The organism is Flavobacterium sp. A45, from assembly GCF_002001005.1.
Lineage (GTDB): Bacteria > Bacteroidota > Bacteroidia > Flavobacteriales > Flavobacteriaceae > Flavobacterium.
In genome coordinates this window covers 12,701-35,460 of sequence record NZ_MUNX01000035.1, presented here as the reverse complement: position 1 = coordinate 35,460, position 22,760 = coordinate 12,701, and the positions used below count along the sequence as shown (strand labels likewise).

At 33.8% G+C, this 22,760-nt stretch carries 20 protein-coding genes and 2 tRNA genes; 5 read left to right on the top strand and 17 right to left on the bottom strand.

Annotation, left to right across the window (positions count from 1 at the left end; genetic code table 11):
- The 14 genes from B0E44_RS01150 to B0E44_RS01085 all read right to left on the bottom strand — a co-directional run.
- Positions 1–380, bottom strand: a 380-nt coding sequence (locus tag B0E44_RS01150) for a hypothetical protein (protein WP_217341281.1), incomplete at its 3' end; no start/stop codon positions are given.
- Positions 377–1,363 (bottom strand): polysaccharide deacetylase family protein, encoded by a 987-nt coding sequence (locus B0E44_RS01145; RefSeq protein WP_077370368.1) that lies wholly within the window; start codon positions 1,361–1,363, stop codon positions 377–379. The genes B0E44_RS01150 and B0E44_RS01145, both read right to left, overlap by 4 nt.
- Positions 1,364–1,449: 86 nt before the next feature.
- Complete coding sequence (locus B0E44_RS01140) at positions 1,450–2,550, bottom strand: glycosyltransferase (protein ID WP_077370367.1); 1,101 nt, start codon at positions 2,548–2,550, stop codon at positions 1,450–1,452.
- Positions 2,547–3,440, bottom strand: a complete 894-nt coding sequence (locus B0E44_RS01135; protein ID WP_077370366.1) for a glycosyltransferase family 2 protein — start codon at positions 3,438–3,440, stop codon at positions 2,547–2,549. The genes B0E44_RS01140 and B0E44_RS01135 overlap by 4 nt, the downstream gene beginning before the upstream one ends.
- Positions 3,437–4,513 carry a glycosyltransferase gene (locus B0E44_RS01130; RefSeq protein ID WP_077370365.1) on the bottom strand — a complete coding sequence of 359 codons (1,077 nt, stop codon included), beginning with the start codon at positions 4,511–4,513 and terminating at the stop codon, positions 3,437–3,439. Before B0E44_RS01130 ends, B0E44_RS01135 begins: the two co-directional genes overlap by 4 nt.
- A complete protein-coding gene (asnB, locus tag B0E44_RS01125) occupies positions 4,513–6,324 on the bottom strand; it encodes an asparagine synthase (glutamine-hydrolyzing) (RefSeq protein WP_077370364.1) in 1,812 nt (603 codons plus the stop codon). The genes B0E44_RS01130 and asnB overlap by 1 nt, the downstream gene beginning before the upstream one ends.
- Before the next feature lie 13 nt (positions 6,325–6,337).
- Entirely contained in the window at positions 6,338–7,462 is a 1,125-nt protein-coding gene (locus B0E44_RS01120; RefSeq protein WP_077370363.1) for an O-antigen ligase, read from the bottom strand.
- The gene (gene murJ, locus B0E44_RS01115) at positions 7,459–8,802 is read right to left on the bottom strand and encodes a murein biosynthesis integral membrane protein MurJ (RefSeq protein WP_077370362.1); all 1,344 of its coding nucleotides are present in this window, start codon (positions 8,800–8,802) and stop codon (positions 7,459–7,461) included. The genes B0E44_RS01120 and murJ overlap by 4 nt, the downstream gene beginning before the upstream one ends.
- Before the next feature lie 11 nt (positions 8,803–8,813).
- Positions 8,814–9,908: a glycosyltransferase family 4 protein gene (locus B0E44_RS01110; protein WP_077370361.1), complete on the bottom strand. Its 1,095-nt coding sequence runs from the start codon at positions 9,906–9,908 to the stop codon at positions 8,814–8,816.
- Between the two features lie 266 nt (positions 9,909–10,174).
- A complete protein-coding gene (locus tag B0E44_RS01105) occupies positions 10,175–11,083 on the bottom strand; it encodes an N-acetylmuramoyl-L-alanine amidase (RefSeq protein ID WP_371594385.1) in 909 nt (302 codons plus the stop codon).
- Between the two features lie 27 nt (positions 11,084–11,110).
- Positions 11,111–11,587, bottom strand: a complete 477-nt coding sequence (locus B0E44_RS01100) for a hypothetical protein (RefSeq protein WP_077370359.1) — start codon at positions 11,585–11,587, stop codon at positions 11,111–11,113.
- A 26-nt stretch (positions 11,588–11,613) separates the two neighbouring features.
- Positions 11,614–12,927 carry a 30S ribosomal protein S12 methylthiotransferase RimO gene (gene rimO / locus B0E44_RS01095; protein ID WP_077370358.1) on the bottom strand — a complete coding sequence of 438 codons (1,314 nt, stop codon included), beginning with the start codon at positions 12,925–12,927 and terminating at the stop codon, positions 11,614–11,616.
- 336 nt (positions 12,928–13,263) lie between these two features.
- The gene (locus B0E44_RS01090; RefSeq protein ID WP_077370357.1) at positions 13,264–14,772 is read right to left on the bottom strand and encodes an OmpP1/FadL family transporter; all 1,509 of its coding nucleotides are present in this window, start codon (positions 14,770–14,772) and stop codon (positions 13,264–13,266) included.
- Between the two features lie 43 nt (positions 14,773–14,815).
- Positions 14,816–15,757 (bottom strand): hypothetical protein, encoded by a 942-nt coding sequence (locus B0E44_RS01085; RefSeq protein ID WP_077370356.1) that lies wholly within the window; start codon positions 15,755–15,757, stop codon positions 14,816–14,818.
- 102 nt (positions 15,758–15,859) lie between these two features.
- Here B0E44_RS01085 and proS point away from each other — a divergent pair, with 102 nt between their 5' ends.
- The 4 genes from proS (at position 15,860) to rpsT (ending at position 18,031) form a co-directional block, all read left to right on the top strand.
- A complete protein-coding gene (gene proS / locus B0E44_RS01080; RefSeq protein WP_077370369.1) occupies positions 15,860–17,338 on the top strand; it encodes a proline--tRNA ligase in 1,479 nt (492 codons plus the stop codon).
- A gap of 96 nt (positions 17,339–17,434) precedes the next feature.
- Positions 17,435–17,506: transfer RNA gene (locus tag B0E44_RS01075), tRNA-Glu, on the top strand.
- A 47-nt stretch (positions 17,507–17,553) separates the two neighbouring features.
- Positions 17,554–17,625, top strand: a tRNA-Glu gene (locus tag B0E44_RS01070).
- A 154-nt stretch (positions 17,626–17,779) separates the two neighbouring features.
- On the top strand, positions 17,780–18,031 hold the full coding sequence (gene rpsT / locus B0E44_RS01065; protein ID WP_073371796.1) for a 30S ribosomal protein S20: 252 nt from the start codon (positions 17,780–17,782) through the stop codon (positions 18,029–18,031).
- Between the two features lie 100 nt (positions 18,032–18,131).
- Here the strand turns inward: rpsT and B0E44_RS01060 are convergent, their stop codons facing one another.
- Positions 18,132–18,530 (bottom strand): response regulator, encoded by a 399-nt coding sequence (locus tag B0E44_RS01060; protein WP_077370355.1) that lies wholly within the window; start codon positions 18,528–18,530, stop codon positions 18,132–18,134.
- A 1-nt stretch (position 18,531) separates the two neighbouring features.
- Positions 18,532–20,247, bottom strand: a complete 1,716-nt coding sequence (locus tag B0E44_RS01055) for a PAS domain-containing protein (RefSeq protein WP_077370354.1) — start codon at positions 20,245–20,247, stop codon at positions 18,532–18,534.
- A gap of 173 nt (positions 20,248–20,420) precedes the next feature.
- Between B0E44_RS01055 and typA the strand changes: the two genes are divergently transcribed.
- Positions 20,421–22,217: a translational GTPase TypA gene (gene typA / locus B0E44_RS01050; protein WP_077370353.1), complete on the top strand. Its 1,797-nt coding sequence runs from the start codon at positions 20,421–20,423 to the stop codon at positions 22,215–22,217.
- Positions 22,218–22,296: 79 nt separating this feature from the next.
- Here typA and B0E44_RS01045 read toward each other — a convergent pair whose 3' ends face one another.
- A complete protein-coding gene (locus tag B0E44_RS01045) occupies positions 22,297–22,716 on the bottom strand; it encodes a DUF2141 domain-containing protein (protein ID WP_077370352.1) in 420 nt (139 codons plus the stop codon).
- Positions 22,717–22,760: the final 44 nt, after the last annotated feature.

Below are 22,760 nucleotides of genomic sequence, written 5' to 3'. Positions count from 1 at the left end.
CTACTTATTATTCTAGTACCGTTTACTATTATTACGTCAGGATTTAATTCTTTTAGCACTATAATGCATTCTAAATCATTTACAGAGCCGATAGTTTGTATTTTGTCTAATTCTATAGGATCTGCAAAAAGGTTATAATGTTTTTTTAAAGCATTAATTCTTTTTTTAGATAATAAATGAACAAGTTTAGAAATTGTTAATTGAAATAGTAGTTGGTTTATGACTTTAAGAATTCCTAATTTTTTTACTCTTCCTTTAATTAATTGTATACTTGGTACACTATTCTCAATAATTACTTTATCAATTTGGAAACTATATTTTAATGCATTATACATAAATAATGTGGTTTGACTTTTACCTCCCAATAACACTATTCTCATTTAGTTTTTTTTAGTTCATTAGAAAGTTCTTTCATTGTCACAGATTGAAAACTATACTTTTTATTTAGGAAATCATAATGCCTTAAAATTTTTTCAAGTAGGCAGATATTCTCTTTACAGTTTCTTCCAAAATTATGTGGATGCCACCAAAGATGATATACTAAATTATTTTTGGCTGCATATGTCATGGCATTTTTAATTCTCAAAAATTTAAATCTTTCCAAAAAGAAAAGTTTTTTTGAGTATGGTCTCAATAGTCGACTTGAAGGGATATTATGAGGTGTAGATTTTTTTATTTCATCAAATTGATAGGAGTGGTGTCCAGTAATGTTGATATAGGAATCTATAAGACGTAGTATTCTTTTAATTGGTGTATTTCCTTTTCCGTTATTGGATTCATAAATCGAAGAGTTTTCAGTACCTCTATAGGAAGTAATACCACAATTACGACAAATTTCTAAGTAATCTTTATTGTATTGATTTCTAGGGAATACAATGCTATTTATGATTATATCATTTTTTTTTGCAATTTCAATAGCCACTTTTATATCTTCTTCAAATTGCAAGACAGTTTGCCCGGGTTCTAAACAATAGTAATGACAATAGGTATGCGTTGCGATTTCATGAAGGGGACTATTTTTTATTTGCTGTGTCAAAGTGAAACCAAAATGGTATGGATCTTCATCTTCATTCTCACCAAGGTCTGTCTCTATGTTTGGATAAGGCGAAAGATTTTCATTAGAATAAGTTGGTTTTATAATAGGTGAATTTTCTAATAAGTCTTTTTTTGTTTTATGAAATAAAAAACCAACTGTGGCAAAAGTTACTTTGACTTCATGCTTATCAAAACAATGAAGCATATTTTTTATAGCCGTCCTCGCTCCTATAATAGCATCTCCATAATCTTTAACACATCTTTTGTCTCGAACTCCCCACATTAATTCAAAGTCTAGGGAGATTACAAATTTTCCAGTGTTTGTCATTTTTTACTTAATGTTTTCTTGCGTTTTTATTAAAATATGCAATAGTCTGTTATATTTATATTGTTGTTGAATTAATAATAGGTTTATCAATTTAAATTATTCTGTCGCAATAAATGATTTTGAAGTTCTTTTTCAATTATGGAAATGAAATTTTTTATCGATCTTTCTTCAAGAAATGATTTAAAAAGAATATCGTTTTTAGAGTTATCTGTATTTAATGATTTTATAATGGCGTCATGCAAATTTTTTGAATTACAGATATCTGCAATCTGAATTCCTTGAATTTGTATAATTTCTTCAGTACATTTTGTAGAAACGATGCTGTTATTTTGAGACATCATTTGCAATAGGACATTCGGAAATCCTTCTATTCTTGACGAAATCACACAAATTTTTGCCGCCTTAAAATAAGGATAGACATTCGGGACACGGCCTCTTAAAATCACTTTGTTTTCTAAATGGAGTTCTTTTATTTGAAGTTCTAAGTTTTGTTTTTCTTTACCTTCTCCCAAAATAATAAGCTGATATGTTGGATATGTTTGGAGTATTTCTTTGAAGGCTGTAATTAAAACATCGAACCCTTTTTCTGGAATTAATCTTCCAGCGCTTACAATAAATGGCGATTTTATTTCTAAATATTCATCTGTTTTTATTGAAATTAAATCAATAGGATTTGCAACTACTTTTATATTAATTTGTTTGTCAATCCAAGATATGTTGGCTATTAAATCTTGTTTCATTTGTTGTGTCTGACAAATTAATAAGTCCAGACTGGGATATCCCCATCGGTACATTTTTTTATATAAAAACAATTTAAAACCTTTGAATCGTTCAAATATTCGAGTGGATTCTCTTCCTATAAAATGTTTTTTTTGGATGAGCCCAAACCTAATAAAAACACCGATTATACCCGTAGCAAAAACATGTGAAGTAAATATAGAATCGTATTTTTTTTTTGGTTTGATCAAAAGATTATAGGCATAAAACAATGCACCTAGATATTCAGAGTTTGTATCTTGGTATTTCAAATGGATAAATGGAGCGCAAATTGTCCATTCATTATTCGTTTTACTTTTCAAAAATTGTATTTCTACTAGTGAATCTGAATAATACTGAGCTATCATTTTTAGGATTTGCTCAGCACCTCCCATGGTATCATTGGGTAAAACAAGAAGTATTCTTTTCATTTAATGAATGTTGGTTTTTTTGTTTTTAATCTGATGTAACCATTCAAAGCAAGTCCAAAAGGGAAAGCCAATAGAATCAATAATGGACTTTTGGTTTGGTTTAAAAGTGACAGATCTTTTGAAAAAAGGCAACAGGAAATTAAGTGAACCATATTCTTAAACCGCTCTATCCAATTGGTGCTTAAATTGATTTTAAGAATCCGATGCAGGGCAAAACCTTTGGGATTATTTTTATAGAGCGAAAACAAATTTTTTGTAAAACCATCTTTTTGATAGTTTACAATAACGAATACCTCATTAATAGGTTTAAGCACATAATCTTGATCAATTAGCCGATATAAGTAACCAGGAGGAATAAATTTTTCTCCTTCAATTAATGGGTAAGGCGCGTATTTTTTTATAATTTCTGTACGGTACACTATTTTTTTATCCCCTTTTACTCCTTGTTTGTGGTATAGGTCTGAAAGAGTGCTTTGGGTAAGAGCTTCTGGAAATGAGGTACCTATTAAATTTCCTTGAGTATCGCTGTCCAATCCCACTATTCCAGCAAATTTGGAGCCTAAATTTTGAATGTTTTTCAAGATGAGTTCCACCGCGTTATCAGGCATATAATCATCAGAATCGATACTGACATTCCAAGGTGTTTTAATAGAGGCATAAGCGGTATTGTGCGCGCCATTCATTCCTTTGTTTTCTTGTTGGATATACTCAATTTCTATTTTATTTTCTTCCATCCAAGATTGAACCAGCGATTCTGTTTGATCGGTTGAACCATCGTCTATTAGCAACCAAATAAAATCAGAATGGGTTTGTCTGACCAAACTATGATAAATTTGGTGCAAACAATAACCTCTATTGTAAGTGGTGGTGAAAACGGTTAAGGGTTTCATTTTTGTAGCGATAAAAACAAAGTTTCGTATTGATTCAAAATAGTTTCTTTATCGAATTTTTTGATAACACTATTAATTACTTTTTCTCGTTTAATTTTACGAATGAGTTCCAAATTAGTTAACAGGGAAAGCAATTCTTCTTCATTTTTTACCAAATAGCCATTAATGCCGTTTTGGATGATTTCTTTTGTTCCGCCAGGAGCTTCAAAGGCTATAACTGGAGTCCCAACGGAACAGCTTTCGAGTAAGGCATTAGGGAAACCTTCTGCATAAGAGCCTTGCAAAAAAAGATCATGTTGCTGTATTTCGCTTAAAATATTGGGTGTGAAAGGGATAAAATGTACTTTTTCGGATAAATTGAGGCGCATTACTTCGTCTTGAATAATTTGTGATTCTTTTACCAATCCTGTTCCAATTATGGTGTATTGAAAATCGTATTTTAATTGGGAGAGTACTTTTAAAATTCGCAAATGACCTTTGATCCAACTCATTCTGCCAACGGTGATAAAGCGAAGTGTATCTGATTCTTTTTTGGTTGTAGCGGCTTGAATTTCGCTGATGATTGGATTGTTTATCACCACTATTTTAGATGGATGAATTCTCAGTTTCTCAATCAAATCAATTTTCATATCATGGCTTTGACAAACAATGGCATCCAAATAAGGATACAATTGCTGCATTAAAAAAAAAAAGAAACGGTTTTTTTCCTGTGGAAATTCATTGACCACCGATACGATATTGGTTTCCCGAACAACGAATTTTATATTCGAAAAAAAGAAACTAAAAAGGCCTAAAGTACTGTTGATATGCCCCGAAGAACTAAAAACGACAGCTGGTTTTTCTTTTTGTATCATTTGCAGCAACACTGGAATAGCTTTGAAATGCCTCTCTTTGTTCAGAAAAGTTATATCGGTGTTTTGTATTTCATAAACTGCATCTTTCTTGTAACCGATGACAATCAATTTTGCCTCAAATAGAGTAGGGTTTATATGCTTTGCCAAAAAAGCAGTAATGCGTTCAGCACCGCCGGCTTTCAAAGAGGGAACAATAAAAAGTATTTTTTTTCTATCCATTATTTTTTAAAATAGCCAAATTCCTGATACCATTTGGATAACACATAAACGCGCCAGATATAAGATGAATAATCTTGTTTCCCTGCAAGATGACTTTGAAACATTCTTTTAAATTTTGGAAGATTCAAATTGGGAACCTGTTTCAAAAAATCATCAGGTAAATTTGTAATGAATTCTTCTTTCAGTTCATTGCGAATCCAGGAATCCATCGGGACAGAAAATCCTTTTTTTGGCTGGTCAAAAATGGCTTCAGGAATGTATTCGCTTAAAATATCTTTGAGAATTCTTTTCTTTTTACCCTTTTGGTAGCGATAGGAAACCGGGAGCGTTCGAGCAAATTCTACAATTCTGTAATCTAAAAAAGGGCTTCGGATTTCTACGGAATATGCCATACTGGCTCGATCCACTTTTACGTTACTGTCGTTCTCTAGCCATAATTTGATATTCAGGTCGGCTGTGGCTTGATGTAAATTTTTGGAATTATTTTTAAAACCATCATAAAGCGAAATCCAATCCAAATTTCGGTTTAGCAAAAGTGAATTATACCCAACAAATATTCCGGTTATGAAATCATACTTGGATTTCACTTTAAGGATTCTTTTTATAGACTCGGTTCTTTTACCCAATATATTAAAAATCAAAAAATGACTGGCAAAAACTCTTAATAAATAAGGGGTTTTTATAAGTTTCTTAAATTTGGCGACCCAATCAAAATGGTTGTAACCCAAAAAACTTTCATCTCCTCCATCACCGGATAAAGCCATCGTTACATGTTGTTTTGCTATTTTATTTAGCAATAGCGAAGGTAATGCCGAGCTGTCTCCAAAAGGTTCATCATAAACAGCAACAAGCTTAGGAATTAGTTTTATGATATCTTCGGGTTTGCAGATAGTTTCAAAATGTTCGGATCCAATAAGTGTTGCAAATTGAAGGGCAATTTTACTTTCATCATATTTTGGGTCTTGAAAACCGATAGTAAAAGTATGAATAGGCACTTTTGAAATTTTTGAAGCTATGCTGGATACCAAAGCCGAATCGATTCCTCCCGAAAGAAAAGTTCCAAAAGGAACATCCGCCTGCAATCTGATTTTTACGGCATCTTTTATAAGGGCGTGCAGTTTTTCTTTAGCTTCGTCATAATTTAATTTAGTTATTTGGACAGGCTCGAGATTCCAATATTTTGATATGGTATGCCTTTTTGCGGTTAAATCAATTTCCAGATTACTCCCTGGAGGAAGTTTGTGCACATCTTGAAAAATGGTAAATGGACTTGGGATATAAGTGCAATCCAAATATATTGAAATGGCTGTTTCATTCAGTTTTTTATTCTGGCAAATGGGCCGCAGCTGACTGCAAATTTCAAATTCTCCATCATTCCAGGAAAAATAAAAAGGCTTAACTCCCAATCGATCTCTGGAACAAAAGATCGTATTTGAAATTGCATTGTAGATAGCAAAAGAAAACATTCCATTCAATTTTGGAACTATTTTTTTTCCCCATTGTTGGTATCCTTTCAATAAAACTTCCGTGTCTCCTGTGGTTTCAAAAGTGTTGCCTAGTTCAATTAATTCCTCTTTGATTGTTGTAAAATTGTATATTTCTCCATTGAAAACGATTGTATATTCTGCCAATTGCATCGGCTGATTGGAACGAGCGTCCAAATCGATTATAGCTAAACGAAGATGGCCGAATGTCAAATCTCCTATTTTTTTTATCCCGGTATGATCGGGGCCTCTAAATTGTATGGAGGACAATTTGGTTTGGATTTCTTCTTCAGAGAAAGGAATATTCGTTACATAAATGCCGCACATTGTATTTGGGGTTTTAATATGCTAATGATTTCAACGTTTCGTTTTCTTCCGTTTTTTTTAACTCTATTTGCTGAAAAAGCCATATTGACAGTGATAATATGATGTAATTGTTAAAGAAGTTATGGGTTGTAAGCAAATAAATAAATAGTGAAAAAGAGACCAGCAGCAGTACGAAATCCTTTTTAAAATAATGGATGCCATCGAATACAAACCCTCCATACAACCATAAAAAAAATAAAAAAACGAATATACCGGATTCGCCAATTATCAAAAGGGGCGTGTTGTGTACTCCCTCAATTCCATAAGCATTGCCATCTCTCCCATAAGTTTTTCCACTGAAACTCAAATACCCGCTTCCAAATAAAGGATGATCCAAAATTCGATCATAATATTTTGCCCAGGTTTCTGTTCTTGAATTTTCGGCTAAATCTTGGCTAATTTTTCCGTCGAGTATTGTAGCAAAAGCTTCTAACCGTTTTGTGTTGAAGTCAAATTTATTACCAAACGAAACAAAGAAACTGACCAATACAATTCCTAAAAAAAGCTTGTAAAAATTTTTATAGCTGATTGATAATGACATTATGTTGACGAGTACCCAAAGCAATAAAAATGTTCTCGAAAAGGTGACAAAACCTGCAAAAGAGAATATGATTTGCCCAATAATTTTTAATTTTTTTTCAGAAATAGAAAAACTGAAACAATAGCCAAAAATGCAGATACAGCCGGCAAAATTTGGATTCAGGTAAAAACCGCTATAACGGCCACCTATATCGATCACAAAAACAGATTCGTATATAATGCTCAATGCGCCAATGAGCAGCAATGTGAACATTTCTTTCTTGCTGACATCTTTAATCACACTGGCTCCCATAGTTACAAAGATTATATATTTGACAAAAGTGGCAAGGAATCCATCCGAATTTTGGGAGTCAATTAAAACAGAAATCAAAAAATAGGATAGCCCCAAAATGACCAAAGGAATAATGGGCGCTTCTTTTTTGTAAAAAAAATAAATAATGATAAGCAAGAATGTCCCATAACTTAAAACAGCTCCTGATATAGAATCCAGATGTACCAGGGAAAAGCTGGGAAGGTTGCAAAACAGCAATATTAAAATGACAGTTTTTAGATATTTCATTTTAAAAGATCTTTTTTATATTGGTGTCTGACAAATAAAAAGAGAATTATAAAATTGGAAATATAGACCAAAGTTGTAGCAATAGCTAAGCCATAGATGGCATATTTTTTGGCGAAATAATAATTGAGCGATACATTCAGTATTAAATTGATTATCGAGGCATAAAACATATAACTGTTTTTGTTGATGCTTGTTAGAAATTTGACAATGATAATAGTTGCAATATAAAATGGAATGTATATCAAAACGATTCTCTGAATTTGAGAAACAACCAAAGTATTTTGTGCAGTAAAATTTCCTCTTTCGAATAAAAATGAAATAAGGGCATCCGAAAAAAGAAACAGTATGCCAGCAATTGACGCCGAGAGAAGGAATACTGTAATTAGGGTTTGATATAAAATTTGATAGGCTCTGAGTTTGTTGTCTTGAACGAGATTCGAAAAATAAGGCAAAAGTACGTTTCCTATTGAAATCACTAAAAGTGTTGCTAAAAACAACGGAATTTTCATTCCGTAATTAAAAGAAGCAATAGAACCCACGACCAGTTGAGCCGCAAAAAACTGATTCACAAAACCGGTGGAACCCGTTAAAAAACCTGATCCTATTTTTGAGGGCAACTGTCTGTATATTATTTTAATATTTATGGAGCTGAAATTGGGTGTTCCAAATTGTAGCGTTTTTTTATGAGCACATACTGTTAAAATATACACCAATTCCAGAAAACTTCCCACTAGCGTTCCGATGGATAAAAGCGTGTATCCCATTTTATTATTGAAAATAAACAAGCAAATCAAAATAACAATAGAGGTAAAAATAGGAGATATTGCTGAATAGCCAAAAAATCCTTTTGTTTCCAAAATACCGCTAAATAAGGATGAAAAAGACCAAAAGAGAATACAGGGTAATAGAATATAAAACTGAGTGCGTATGAGTTGGTAATACTGCAAGCTGTGATTTTTAAAAACAGCTTCCAAAAAAACATCGGTAAAGAGATAGGATACAAACATCAGAACTATCCCCATGGCTAAAGTAAGGGCAACACAGGCACTCATGAAAGAAGCAGTTGATGATGAAGTTCTGATTTCGGCAATGTAATTGGGTATAAAAACATTTTGGAACGATGACATAAAAACGGTATTTATAAATCCGGGTATCAATAGTGCAATCAGGAAAGTGTCTAGGATTTCAGAAAGCCCAAAAGTGCTTCCTACTTCCATTTCTTTAAAAAAGCCCATTCCTTTTACAATTACAGTCAAAAAACCAACTGTGATAACATTGATCAGTATTGGTTTTCTTAAGTAATGAAAAATTGATTTTTTTTTCAAAATAGCACTGTTCATTTAAAGCCTTTTTAGTTTCCTTGAAATACTAGCGAATGCCATTTCTTGTATACTTCAGTAGCATGATATTTAGCCGTTGATTGAATTGCATTCGAACTGAATTTTAAACAGAGTGAATCATTTTCCATTAATTCGATCATTTGTATTTCCAATTGTTTTTGATTGTTGGTTTCAAACAAAAAACCATTTTCTTTGTGCTGAATCATTTCGGAGGGACCGGAATTACAATCAGATGAGATACAGGGAATTCCAAAACACAATGCCTCCAATAACGCATTTGGAAACCCTTCAGACTGTGAGGTAAAAACAAATAGTTTGGCACGATTGTAGTAACTCTCTATGTCGCTTACCGTTCCAACGAAATCAACTTTATCTGAAATGCTTAAGGTTTTTGTCAATAATTGGTATTCTGTTTTTAAAACACCATCACCAACCAGTACGAGTTTCCAGTTTTTTGTATTCAAATTGGCAAATGCTTCTAAAAGCAGTTTCTGATTTTTATTGTCGTCTAGCCGGCCTACGGTCAAAATGATATTCTCTCTATTTTTATATATTTCCCTTTTTGATAATAGATTTTCACCAATGGGATTTGGTATAATCTGAATTTTTTGAGGGTTTAAAAAGTTTTGAAAATAGTTTTTTGAAAAGTCTGTTTGAACAATAAGTGCATCAGCAAAAGGATAAAGAATTCGTATGCAAAGGTTTCGAAAAAAAGAAAGCTGAGATACTTCAGGATTGTTTCTTTCGCAAATATAAGAAGCAGCTTTTAGAAAAAAACTGCTCAAAATGGCCAAAATATTTCCGGTTGCAGTAAAACCGATGAGTACTTCAATTTGATTGTCTTTTGCTGTTTTGATTATTTTTTTTACAAAATTTAGATTGCTTTTTAGAGCCATAAGCCAATTCCTGCTTGGAATATAGCCTTCTTTTAAAAAATGGATCTGAATATGAGAATCGATGGTATACATCACTTTTGTTTTATTCAAAACTAGGAGAAATACATCATATTCATTTGTAAATTTTTGGGCTAGAGTGACTGCGACTCTTTCGGCACCGCCAGCTTCAAGATTGGGGATTATAAAAGCTACTTTTTTCTTTTTTATCATGAAATTCACTTTTTAAGAAGGAAAAATAGTTTTAATGATTTTTTGAATTCGATTATTTGAGTTCACGATCCACATCTCACAGCTCCGCGTTTCCAAGTCCCATTTTTATATTAAAAATAGAGAAGTTGAAAAAGTAGAATTTGGGCTAAATGTTTGATACTTATTGATTAAATGTATAAAAAAATGTTGAATGTTGATGTGGAAACAAAAAAAAACGCCTTTTGAATCGTTCAAAAGGCGCTTTTTATAGATTAAATGAAAAGTTTCTATTTTTTGTAAATCGAGTAGATGGTACTGATTGTTTTTTCGTCCAAAATAGTATTAACTTCAGTTTGGATATAATGAAGTTTGAATGCAGTGATGGCTGCCGAAAGATTTTTGGTATTGTATCCTATCGCTTGCAAACCCAATTCGGCATTAAAATCACTCGGAGGGCAGGGAAGTTCTTCGTCTGGCCAAACCCCAAAACCATTTAAAGCTAAAAGTTTCCATGGAAAAAATGCACTGGGATCCACTTTTCTAGACGGAGCAATGTCTGAATGGCCAATTATGTTTTGTGTTGGAATATTGTAGTCTTTTTTCAATTTGGTCAATAACGCCAATAGGGTATTAATTTGTGGCTCTGAAAAAGGTTCAAAGCCGTTATTGTCCAACTCGATTCCAATGGAACTGGAGTTGATGTCGGTGTTTTTCCCCCAAGAACCATTTCCAGCATGCCATGCTCTTAGATAGTCATTGAGCATATGAACTACTTTTCCGTCTCTGCCAATCACATAATGAGCACTTACTTTCGTTTCTTTTAAAGTGAAAGTTTTTATGGTTTGTTGTATTGAATCCTGTGCAGTGTGATGCAGTATGATGAAATTGGGTTTTCTTAAATTAAAATTGACAGTACCAATCCATTCTGATGAAATACCATTTTGTAAAATATTAGTGTCGGTTTTGGAGAGCGTGTCCTTATAGTTTAATAATTGATTTTTGTATCGATAAGCAATACTGTCAATTACTACAGATGGCTCGTTTTTTAGGGGAGTTGCTTCTTTCTCGGATAGGGTTTCTTTTAGATTTTTTATCTGGGCATTGTATTCTTTTTCGGTTGCTTTGTGTGGATTTTTAGTCGCACACGACGCAACTATAAGAACTAGAATGATATAGTAAAAGTATTTTTTCATAATTGAAATTCAATTTCTTAATATAAAAGCCTAGTGTTTTTGTGATTCAATTTTACTTTTTCGTTCTTCAACCAAGATTTTAAATTTCACCTTTTGTTCTTTATTTAAAATTTGGGTCATTTCCATTTCGGTCATTTCATTCAGTACTTTAAATTCGTTTGTTTTCTCCTCGTCACTTATCTCTTTTTTCATTAGAGCCTCTTGCTTTTTTAACGATTTGACATAGATATTAGTGACAACCACTTCCTGAAGTGCATCTAATTTAAGTTCTTTTTTATAGTAGTCTACAATTTTTGCGGCAGTAACTTCTGCAGGAATCGGTTTAGGCGCACTCTGTTGGCTGCTTTGCCCCATTTGTGACATTTGGTTAGATCTGCCATAGCCATTTCCACCGTATCCGCCACCGCCATAACCGTTTCCTCCATAACCATTTCCATATTGTGCCGAAATTGTATTGGCAGACAAAAGCAAAAATGCTATAAACAATGCTGTTTTAAATGTTTTCATAAATGACAATCTTGAAAATTAAAAATTTAAACTGGTTCTCCGTATAAATCAAATTCTGTTGCTTCAATAATTTTAATCATTGCAAAATCACCTGTTTTTACATAATGTTTTGCAGCATCAATTAATACTTCATTATCAACATCGGGGCTGTCGAACTCAGTTCTGCCCACGAAATGTCCGCCTTCTTTTCTGTCAATAATACATCTGAAAGTTTTTCCAACTTTTTCTTGATTCAAATCCCAAGAAATCTGAGACTGCAGTTCCATAATTTCGTTTGCACGATCTTGTTTTACGTCAGCAGGAACATCATCTTCCAATAAGAAAGCATGTGTGTTTTCTTCATGCGAATAGGCAAAACAGCCCATTCTGTCAAACTTCATTTCCTGTACAAAATCTTTCAGGATATTGAAATCTTCCTGTGTTTCTCCAGGATAACCCACAATCAGAGTAGTTCTAATTGCCATTCCCGGAACCGCTTCTCTAAAGTCTTTTAGTAATCGTGTTGTTTTTTCCTGCGTAGTACCGCGACGCATCGATTTTAATACAGAATCAGCAATGTGCTGCAACGGAATGTCAATATAATTACAAATCTTAGGTTCGCGTTTCATGATTTCAAGCACATCCATCGGGAATCCGGTAGGGAAGGCGTAGTGTAAACGAATCCACTCAATTCCTTCAACTTTTACCAAAGCTTCCAGTAATTCGCCAAGTGCTCTTTTTTTGTATAAATCAAGACCGTAATACGTTAAATCCTGCGCAATCAAAATCAATTCTTTTACGCCGTCTCTAGCTAGTCCTTCAGCTTCTTTAACTAATTTTTCGATAGTTTGCGAAACGTTTTTTCCTCTCATTAATGGGATTGCACAAAAACTGCAGGGCCTGTCACAGCCTTCCGAAATTTTCAAATAAGCGTAGTTTTTTGGAGTCGTAGTCAAACGCTCTCCCAGTAATTCATGCTTATAATCGGCACCCAAAGCTTTTAATAAAGCCGGTAATTCTGTAGTTCCAAAATATTGGTCCACATTCGGAATTTCTTTTTCTAAATCCGGTCTGTATCTTTCAGATAAACATCCAGTTACAAAAACTTTATCTACAAGTCCTTTCTCTTTTTTATCAGCATATTCCAATATCATGTTTACTGATTCTGCCTTGGCATTATCAATAAATCCGCAAGTATTAATCACGATAATATTTCCTTCATCTTCGGCTTTGGCTTCGTGAGTCACATCTTTGCCACTGGCTTTAAGCTGTCCCATCAACACTTCACTGTCATATACATTTTTTGAACACCCAAGAGTGATCACATTTATTTTGTTCTTTTTTAAAGACTTCGTTCTCATAATATTATATTCCTGATAATTTAGGAATCTGCAAAATTACAATTTTTTGCTGAAACCCTGTCTGTTTCCTTTTAAAATGGATGTTTTGTTTGTGTAAAAATGATTTGGAGCAGCACATTTCGTTTTTTTAACAGCATTTCTCCCGCTGTCCGCAGTATCTTTTATGCCGAACCCTGGCATAAAAGGATACTTACTCCCATCGGGGCTGATTAAAGATATTTAATTTTCATAAAAAATAATCCAAAAATATGTAGTCTTAAATTTTCTTTAGCATAAAAAAGAAAACCACTTTTGAGATAGTTCAAAAGTGGTTTCTGTTAATATATTGTCTGTATTTTACATTTCAAATGTAAAAGTCATAGTAAAATTGTTTTTGTACGTATTGATTTGAGCTCTTTCGGTGAATCCTTGTGAAAAGAACTGATTTTGCGAAGTAGTGTGAACGTTTACATACGAAAAATCAAGTTTTATGGAACCAAAACTATATCCTAAACCACCCGAAAAACTGTTTAAATCACCTATTGTAACTGAATCTTTATAAGGGCTTCCTTCAAAACGATACCCGCCTCTTAATCTGAAATTTTGAATTTTATATTCGGCACCAACTCTTACTTCGTTACTGCTACCCAGTGTATTATGCATGGTATTATTCAAACCTCTATAATAAGGATCGTTTTCGGGACTAAATTCTGTACAACTGTAGTCTTTGTATTTGTAATCTACACTAATCAAGCCTGATTTTCCAAAAACATAGGCAAAACTACCTGTTAAACTTCCAGGGGTACGTAAATCATAAGGAGCATAATAATTAATGACAAACGGGTCAACTATATCTGGAGGAAGTGTTTCTACGATGTTGCTGCTTACCGAAGTTAGTCTTTGAGAAAGTTCATCTTGTAAATTATACCATGTTGGTGATTCATATGCAAAACCAAGACGAATTTCATTGGTTAATTTTGCGATGGCCCCCACTTGGAAAGAAAAACCGGCGCCGTAAGTATGTAAACTATTTGAAAAATTTAAACTCTTGACTCTGTAATTTGAATCTAAAGTATTATTGTTGGATTCATAAAAGTTGGTATTTTGTACATAATCTGTAAAATGTGAGTTCAAGTTGAAACCAAAATACAGGAAATCTTTGTATTGTAAACCGCTGTTAAAAATCAGTTTTCCGTTGTAGCCATTGGAATAAAAACTATTTTCTTGATAATAATTACCACCAGAACGAACATTTGAGGTATATAATGTATTGTTGGCTGTTTCTGTAACAGGGTTGATGATATAGCCTTGATAACCCAAGAATGCTTGTTGAGCTCCATTATCCAAAACGGCATATTCGCCATCTTGCAGTAAGTTCAAAGGAACGCCATTGGCATAACTGATAAAATAATTAGCTATGGAGTTTACAGGACTTCTCCCTGCAGAAAACATTGAATTGTCATAATTATTAGTGTTCTCGTAATTGATGGACATCGAGAATTTTTTCCAGTCATTATTCGGATTTCTGGTTTTAAAAACAAAAACACCTCCCGCTTGATTCAAGTCAAAATTACTTTCACCAGATGAAGTTTGGGTTCCAAAATAGTCGGAATTATTTTCAGTGTCGTAATTCCCCATTGTAGTGGCGAATTGATTGTTGTTGAATACAGCTGACCCCGCAGGATTAACATTGATAGAGGATAAATCGCCTCCGAGTGCTCCAAAAGCACCACTCATGGCTGTAAAACGTGCTGTTCCTTGCAATTCGCTTTGTGTGTAACGCATTGCGTCTTTAATTTCCTGTGAATGTATTGTAGAGAACGTTAGCCCTGCTACAAAATATAACAATAGGTGGTTCTTTTTCATTTGGTTGGGCTTAGGGTTGGTTATAGTTTTAGTTCGCTAATTTTTATCTTCGACCTCCGCCACCCATTCTGCCGCCTCCGCCTCCGGACATTCTAGTACCGCCTCCACTTGACATACTGCTGCCACTGCTTCGGTATGTGCTGTTGCTAGGTGTGTAGCTTGATCTTTGGGTATTAGTTGAAGTGTTGGTTCTACTTTGTGTGTAAGAACTTCTTGATTGATTTTGGGTGTAATTTCTTGATGCAGTATTACTGTTTCGGTTTGTAAAAGTAGGAGCCTGTCTGCTTATACTAGTATTGTTCCTATTATAGGTGCTATTTCTACTTGTAACACTGTTTCTGCTTGTAGCTCCATTTCTGCTATAATGGCTAACTCTATTATTGTTGTAAATTGAATTGTTGTAATTTCCACCATAAGAGGAACCTCTTCTGCTATAATTATAAGCATAAGGTGTTGCTACGCCATAACCATAACCGGGATAACCCCATCCATATCCTGGATATCCCCATCCGTAACCTGGGTATCCCCATCCGTAATAAGGATATCCCCATCCATAATATGGGTATCCATATCCATATCCATAGTAAGGGTAACCCCAACCAAATCCGACAGACCAATAACTGTCCGGATAAACAACTACAGTTGTTTCTTGTGGGGAACTACCCCAAGAAGCATAACCTGTCGATGGTGCTTGTATGGAATCATTTTCTACATTATAGTCACTGCCGTAGCTATTTACGTCTGTAAATATTTCGCCTGACCCTCCAGTGCTTTGTAATGAACTAAAGTATTGTTTGTATTGAACTGAGGCTGAACTAGGTTGATTGTCCTTTATCACAATTTTCTCTCCATTTGTGCTATAAACACCGTCATTGTCATAATAGGAGCTATTCTGGTAAGAACCACAAGAAGTTACTGCTAAACTCAAAAATCCAATTAAGGAAAAAAGTGTGATTTTCCGAGTAATTAATGCATTTGTTTTCATTTCGGTAGATTATTTTATTGTTGGACAATACAAATTTAGTTAGTTTTGCGTAATTATTTAGTTAAATTATCTATAAACAAATATTATGCCAAATTATTCAAAATGAGCAAGAACCTTACAACAAGAGCAGAAGATTATTCAAAGTGGTACAATGAGTTGGTTGTCAAGGCCGATTTAGCTGAAAATTCAGGAGTTAGAGGCTGTATGGTGATTAAACCTTACGGATATGCTATATGGGAAAAAATGCAAGCGGAGTTGGATAGAATGTTTAAGGAAACAGGGCATCAAAATGCTTATTTTCCTTTATTTGTTCCCAAAAGTATGTTTGAGGCTGAGGAAAAAAATGCTGAAGGATTTGCCAAAGAATGCGCAATTGTAACTCATTATAGATTGAAAAATGACCCAGACAAACCCGGAAAACTAATGGTTGATCCGAATGCAAAACTGGAAGAGGAATTGATTGTTCGTCCTACAAGTGAAGCGATTATTTGGTCTACATATAAAGGATGGGTGCAATCCTATAGAGATTTACCCTTGTTGATTAATCAATGGGCTAATGTGGTGCGTTGGGAAATGAGAACCCGATTGTTCTTGAGGACAGCAGAGTTTTTATGGCAGGAAGGTCATACAGCACATGCAACTAGAGCAGAAGCAATAGAAGAGTCAGAGAAAATGATGAATGTCTATGCTGATTTTGCCGAGAATTTCATGGCTATTCCAGTTATAAAAGGTTTGAAAACAGAAACAGAACGTTTTGCTGGTGCTGAGGAAACGTATTGTATTGAAGCCCTGATGCAGGATGGTAAAGCGCTGCAGGCAGGAACTTCACACTTTTTAGGACAAAATTTTGCCAAAGCTTTTGATGTGAAATTTGCCAATGCCGAAGGTAAGCAAGAACACGTTTGGGGAACTTCATGGGGTGTTTCAACTCGATTGATGGGAGCGTTAGTAATGACACATTCTGATGACCAAGGATTAGTACTGCCTCCTAATTTAGCGCCAATACAAGTAGTTATTGTTCCTATATATAAGAGTGATGAGCAATTGGATACAATTTCAAGTGAAGTGGATGTTTTGGTTAAAGCTTTAAGAAAATTAAACATCACGGTTAAATTTGATAATAGAACAACTCAAAAACCAGGATTCAAATTTGCAGAATGGGAATTAAAAGGGGTTCCTGTTCGAATTGCTGTTGGTCCAAAAGATTTAGAAAATGGAACTTTTGAAGTGGCAAGAAGAGATACTTTGGCAAAAGAAACTGTTTCAAAAGATGTAATTACGACTTTTGTAAGTGATTTGTTGGAGCAAATTCAAAAAGATTTGTTTGAAAAAGCATTAAATTACAGAAATTCACATATTACCGAAGTAAATAGTTTTGATGAATTCAAAGCGGTTTTGGAAGGTGAAGGAGGCTTTGTTTCAGCACATTGGGATGGTACTGCGGAGACTGAAGAGAAGATTAAAGAATTGACAAAAGCAACGATAAGATGCATTCCTTTGGATAGAGCGGAACAGGTGGGAAGCTGTGTGTTTACTGGTAATTCTTCTGTTGGAAGGGTGCTTTTTGCTAAGGCATATTAAAAAAAAATAAATTTTTTTGCCTCTACTATTGCGCTTCTCAAAAATAGTTGTATTTTTGCATCCGCATTACAGAAGTAGTGTTGCTACAAAAGCAGCGGTCCGTTCGTCTATCGGTTAGGACGCCAGGTTTTCATCCTGGTAAGGGGGGTTCGATTCCCCCACGGACTACAAATCTCATTTGATTGAGAAACGAAATCCATCGGAAAAAGGGTAATGGTCCGTTCGTCTATCGGTTAGGACGCCAGGTTTTCATCCTGGTAAGGGGGGTTCGATTCCCCCACGGACTACAATTAGTTGTAAATAAGTTTTGTGAAATAAGGGTTGTGTCTCGATTTTTATTTTATTAGTTAAAACCAAAGTGATTATAATTATAATTGTGGGAGGTTTTTCTTTTTTAACTGATAGTTTATAAATAATTATTACAATTAAAAATTAAAAAAAATGGCAAATCATAAGTCAGCTCTAAAAAGAATTAGAAGTAACGAAAAGAGAAGAGTATTAAATAGATACCAACATAAAACGACTCGTAATGCTATCAAAGCATTAAGAATTGCAACTGATAAAGCTGATGCGACTTCAAAGTTGTCAAGTGTTATCTCTATGATAGATAAATTAGCAAAGAAAAACATCATTCATGATAACAAAGCTTCAAACTTGAAGTCTAAGTTAACTAAGCATGTTGCTAAACTGTAAGTAATAAAGTTTATATTAAAAAAGCTCCTTTTTAAGGGGCTTTTTTTTATGGTTATTTTTTGTGAAGTGAATGGTGGTGTATCCCGTTGTTGAAAAAAAATTACAATTTAGTCTTTAAGAAATTTAGCATTTCAACTGTTATGGGTTTGGAAAGGAATTCGATGACATTGGGATATGATTTTGATTTTTTGATATCCTCAGGGTCTATAGTTGAAGTCAGGATGATGACTTTTGTATTGTTTAGGTTGAAATAATTGGAAGCATTGAATAGGTCGAGAAATTCCCATCCTCCCATTACAGGCATGTTTAAATCTAGAAAGATTAATTGTGGTTTTTTTTCTTGATCAGAGGAATTATTGATTGAATTTATTAGTCTAATTGCTTCATAGCCATTAGTGGCATTAATTATTTCTCTTGCAAAAGAGCCTTTTTGTATTACTTTTTTGAATAGCATCAATGTGATAGGGTCGTCATCGATGCACATAATTAACTCTAACATTTTATAGGGATTTAAAAGTCAGTATAAATTCAGTTCCATTTTCAATCTCGCTTTGTATACTAATTGTACCTCCCATAGTTTCTATTTGTGATTTAACCAAGAATAGGCCTAAGCCTTTGCTGTCTGGGTAATCATGAAATCTTTGGTAAAGACCGAAAATTTTATTTTTATTTCTTTCTAAATCAATACCTATACCATTGTCTCTGAAAATGATTTTTATAGTATCATTTTCTTCTTCGGTTATTGTGATATCAATTACTAATTCTCTGTTTTTGGATCTGTATTTTAAGGAATTGGTAAGTAAATTGATGAAGATACTTTCAAAATAGGCTTTGTTAGTGTGTATTTTGGAAACATTTCCATAGTTGATGTTTAACTGAGGTTTTGTGTTATCGAGCTGAATATGGAGTTGATTTAGGATGTTTTTGAAAATGTCTTGTATTTGTAATTCTTCGTTTTGTATGGATGTGCTGTCTTTTATGGTTATTACTTTGGCGAGATCATTGATAGTTTCGTTGAGTAAAAGTGTAGATAACTTAAATCCTGTTAAGATTTCTTTTAATTCTTCGTCTTCAATTGTAAAGTCGTCAATTAGGTTCAGTAATCCAGTCAAGTTTGATAGGGGAGCTCTTAAATTATGGGATGTGATATAGGAGAATTGCTTTAAATCTTTGTTGTTTTGGGTTAATTCTCGAATGAGTATTTCTTTTTCTTTTTCTAATTTTTTTTCTTCAGTAATGTCTCTTTGTATAGAAATCCAGTGTGAAAGATCGTGTTCAAGGTTGTAAACCGGAATAAATGATAATCTGACCCAGTATTCGGATTGGTCTTTTTTGTAAAGTATGATTTCTAGAAAGCATTCTTTTTTGTTTTTTATTGAGTTTATTAATTTTTCAATTTCCTGTAGATCGGAATCTTTCCCCATAAAGAAATTAGGAGATTTACCTATAATCTCGAAATGTTCATAACCTGACATTTTACTAAATGCAGGGTTGGCAAAAACTATTTTTGGGATTTGATTGTCATCTGAGGCTGCTTGGGTGATAATGATAGAATCTTTAGCTTCGGTGAAAACGGTTTCGAGTAATTTTAAGCGGTTTTCTTCTTCCTTTTGTTTGGTAATGTCTTGTATGGCGCCAATCATTCTGATAGCTTTCCCGTTTTCATCTTTTAGAATAAAGCCTCTGTCTAATACATATTTGTATGTACCGTCTCCGCATTTAAAGCGATATTGATCCTGCCACTTTTCTGTTTTTTGTTCTAAAAAAGAATAGAGTTTTACAGACATTTTTATACTGTCTTCAGGATGGATATTATCAAACCACCATTTGGAATTTTTTCCTACTTGATCTTGGCTATAGCCGAATATCCCTTTGATTCCCTTATTCCATGTGATTTGGTCCTCTGGAATTTTCCAGTCCCAAATAGTGTCGCTAGTGGCTTTGGCAACGATGTCGTATTTGTCGTTTGACTCTTTTAATTTATCGTTAGTTTGTCTGAGATTTTTATTGATTTCAGTGTTTCTTTTGTCGTTTTTGGACAAGATGTATCTAAAGAGTATTCCTGTGATAGTGATGAAGAATATGTCTTTGATGAAACTGAAATTATAGCAATCCAAATAAGAAGAGTATTGCTTGGCTAATTTAAAGCTAATGATAGCTAAAAATAATGCGAAAAGGGTGTAGATTAAGGTTATTTGGTTGGCTTTGTTTTTCATTAATCAAATATAATTAATAAATGTTAAAATTTAAAACGATGTTTTAAATAAATTCCGACATCGTAATTTTAAGTTTATAATAAGTGCTTATGTGTTAACAAAATAGCAAACTATTGTGTAAAGGTTTTTTATATCAAAATAAAGTGTACCTTTGCACCCATTAAAAATCACAGATGGAAGCTATTAGAAACATTGCAATTATTGCCCACGTCGATCACGGTAAAACAACTTTGGTTGATAAAATTATGTATCACTGTCAATTATTTCGTGACAACGAAAACACAGGTGACTTAATCCTTGATAATAACGACTTAGAGCGCGAAAGAGGTATTACAATTACTTCAAAGAATGTTTCGGTTCAATATAAAGGTACAAAAATCAATATTATCGATACTCCTGGTCACGCCGATTTTGGTGGTGAGGTGGAGCGTGTATTGAATATGGCTGATGGTGTTTGCCTTTTGGTAGATGCTTTTGAAGGTCCAATGCCACAAACTCGTTTTGTATTGCAAAAAGCAATTGACTTAGGATTAAAACCTTGTGTTGTAATCAATAAAGTAGATAAAGAAAACTGTACTCCTGAAGAAGTTCATGAAAAAGTTTTTGACTTAATGTTTGAATTAGGTGCTCAAGAATGGCAGTTGGATTTCCCAACCGTTTATGGTTCAGCTAAGAATAACTGGATGTCTGATCATTGGGAAAACGTAACTGATAATGTTGAAGCATTGTTGGACATGGTTATCGAGAATGTACCAGCTCCTAAAGTTTCTGAAGGAACTCCACAAATGTTGATTACCTCTTTAGATTTCTCTGCATTTACAGGTCGTATTGCAATTGGTCGTTTGGAAAGAGGTGTTTTGAATGAAGGTATGCCAATCTCATTGGTAAAAAGAGATGGTACTATATCTAAATCTCGTATCAAAGAGCTTCATACTTTTGAAGGACTTGGTCGTAAAAAAGTGCAACAAGTTATTGCTGGAGATATTTGTGCAATCATTGGAGTTGAAGGTTTTGAAATTGGTGATACTATTGCTGATTTTGAAAATCCAGAAGGTCTAAAAACAATTGATATTGACGAACCTACAATGAGTATGTTGTTTACAATTAACGATTCTCCTTTCTTTGGAAAAGAGGGTAAATTTGTAACTTCTCGTCATATTAGAGAGCGTTTGACAAAAGAATTAGAGAAAAACTTAGCAATGAAATTGGGTGAAACTGATTCAGCTGATAAGTTCATGGTTTTTGGTCGTGGTGTACTTCACTTGTCTGTTCTTATTGAAACAATGAGAAGAGAAGGTTATGAGTTGCAAATCGGTCAACCACAAGTTATCATCAAAGAAATTGACGGTAAAAAATGTGAGCCAATTGAGGAATTGACAATTGATTTACCAGAAACTCTTTCAGGTAGAGCGGTTGAGTTCGTTACTATGCGTAAAGGTGAAATGCTGAGTATGGAAACTAAAGGGGAGCGTATGATTGTAAAATTCAACATTCCATCCCGTGGAATTATTGGATTGCGTAATCAATTGCTTACCGCTACTGCTGGTGAGGCTATTATGGCACACCGTTTTATAGGATACGAACCTTACAAAGGAGAAATTGCTGGACGTAACAAAGGTTCATTGATTTCTATGGAAAAAGGAAAAGCTATTCCTTATTCTATCGATAAATTGCAAGATCGTGGTAAGTTTTTTGTTGAACCAAATGCTGAAATTTACGAAGGTCAGGTAATTGGAGAAAACTCTCGTGGTGATGATATGTGTGTAAACGTAACTAAAGAGAAAAAACAATCAAACGTTCGTTCGTCTGGTAATGATGAAAAAGCGAGAATTATTCCTCCAATCATTTTCTCTCTTGAAGAAGCTTTAGAATACATTCAAAAAGATGAATATGTAGAGGTAACTCCAAAATCTATTCGTTTGAGAAAAATATATTTGACAGAAACAGATAGAAAAAGATTTAAAATCTAAAAGATTTAAATTTCAATATTTAAAGTCCCAAATTCCTAAGTACTGGAATTTGGGATTTTTGCTTTTTGGGACTTCTCTGTTAAAGCGCATCATTCATTTTGATGATGATTTTTGAATCTGAAGTAATTGTGAATTTTGCATCATCGTATTTAGGAGGTCCCATAAAACCTTTTGCATTATTGGAACAGGCAACAGGTTCTTTCGGCATTCCGATGAAGTTTTTGTCCAGTTTTCCGTTCTTATTTTCGTCATGATAGATTAGGACTGTATATTCTCCTTTTGGGATCTCAGTAAAAGTAACTGTAGCCGAATTGGATTTAATAGGAGAGGAAATAGCCTTATAGGATACTTTAAGAAATTTGTCTTTGGCATTATATAATTCAGCGGTTAGCGATCCGGTGTTGTTTTTTATCCCCGAAACGGAAACGGTAAGATCTAAATTTTGGGCAAATACAAAGCTGGAAATGAATAATAGAATTGGGAGGAAAAATTTTGACATTGTTATTGATTTAAGGTGGCAATATTATTTTATAATTTGGAGCC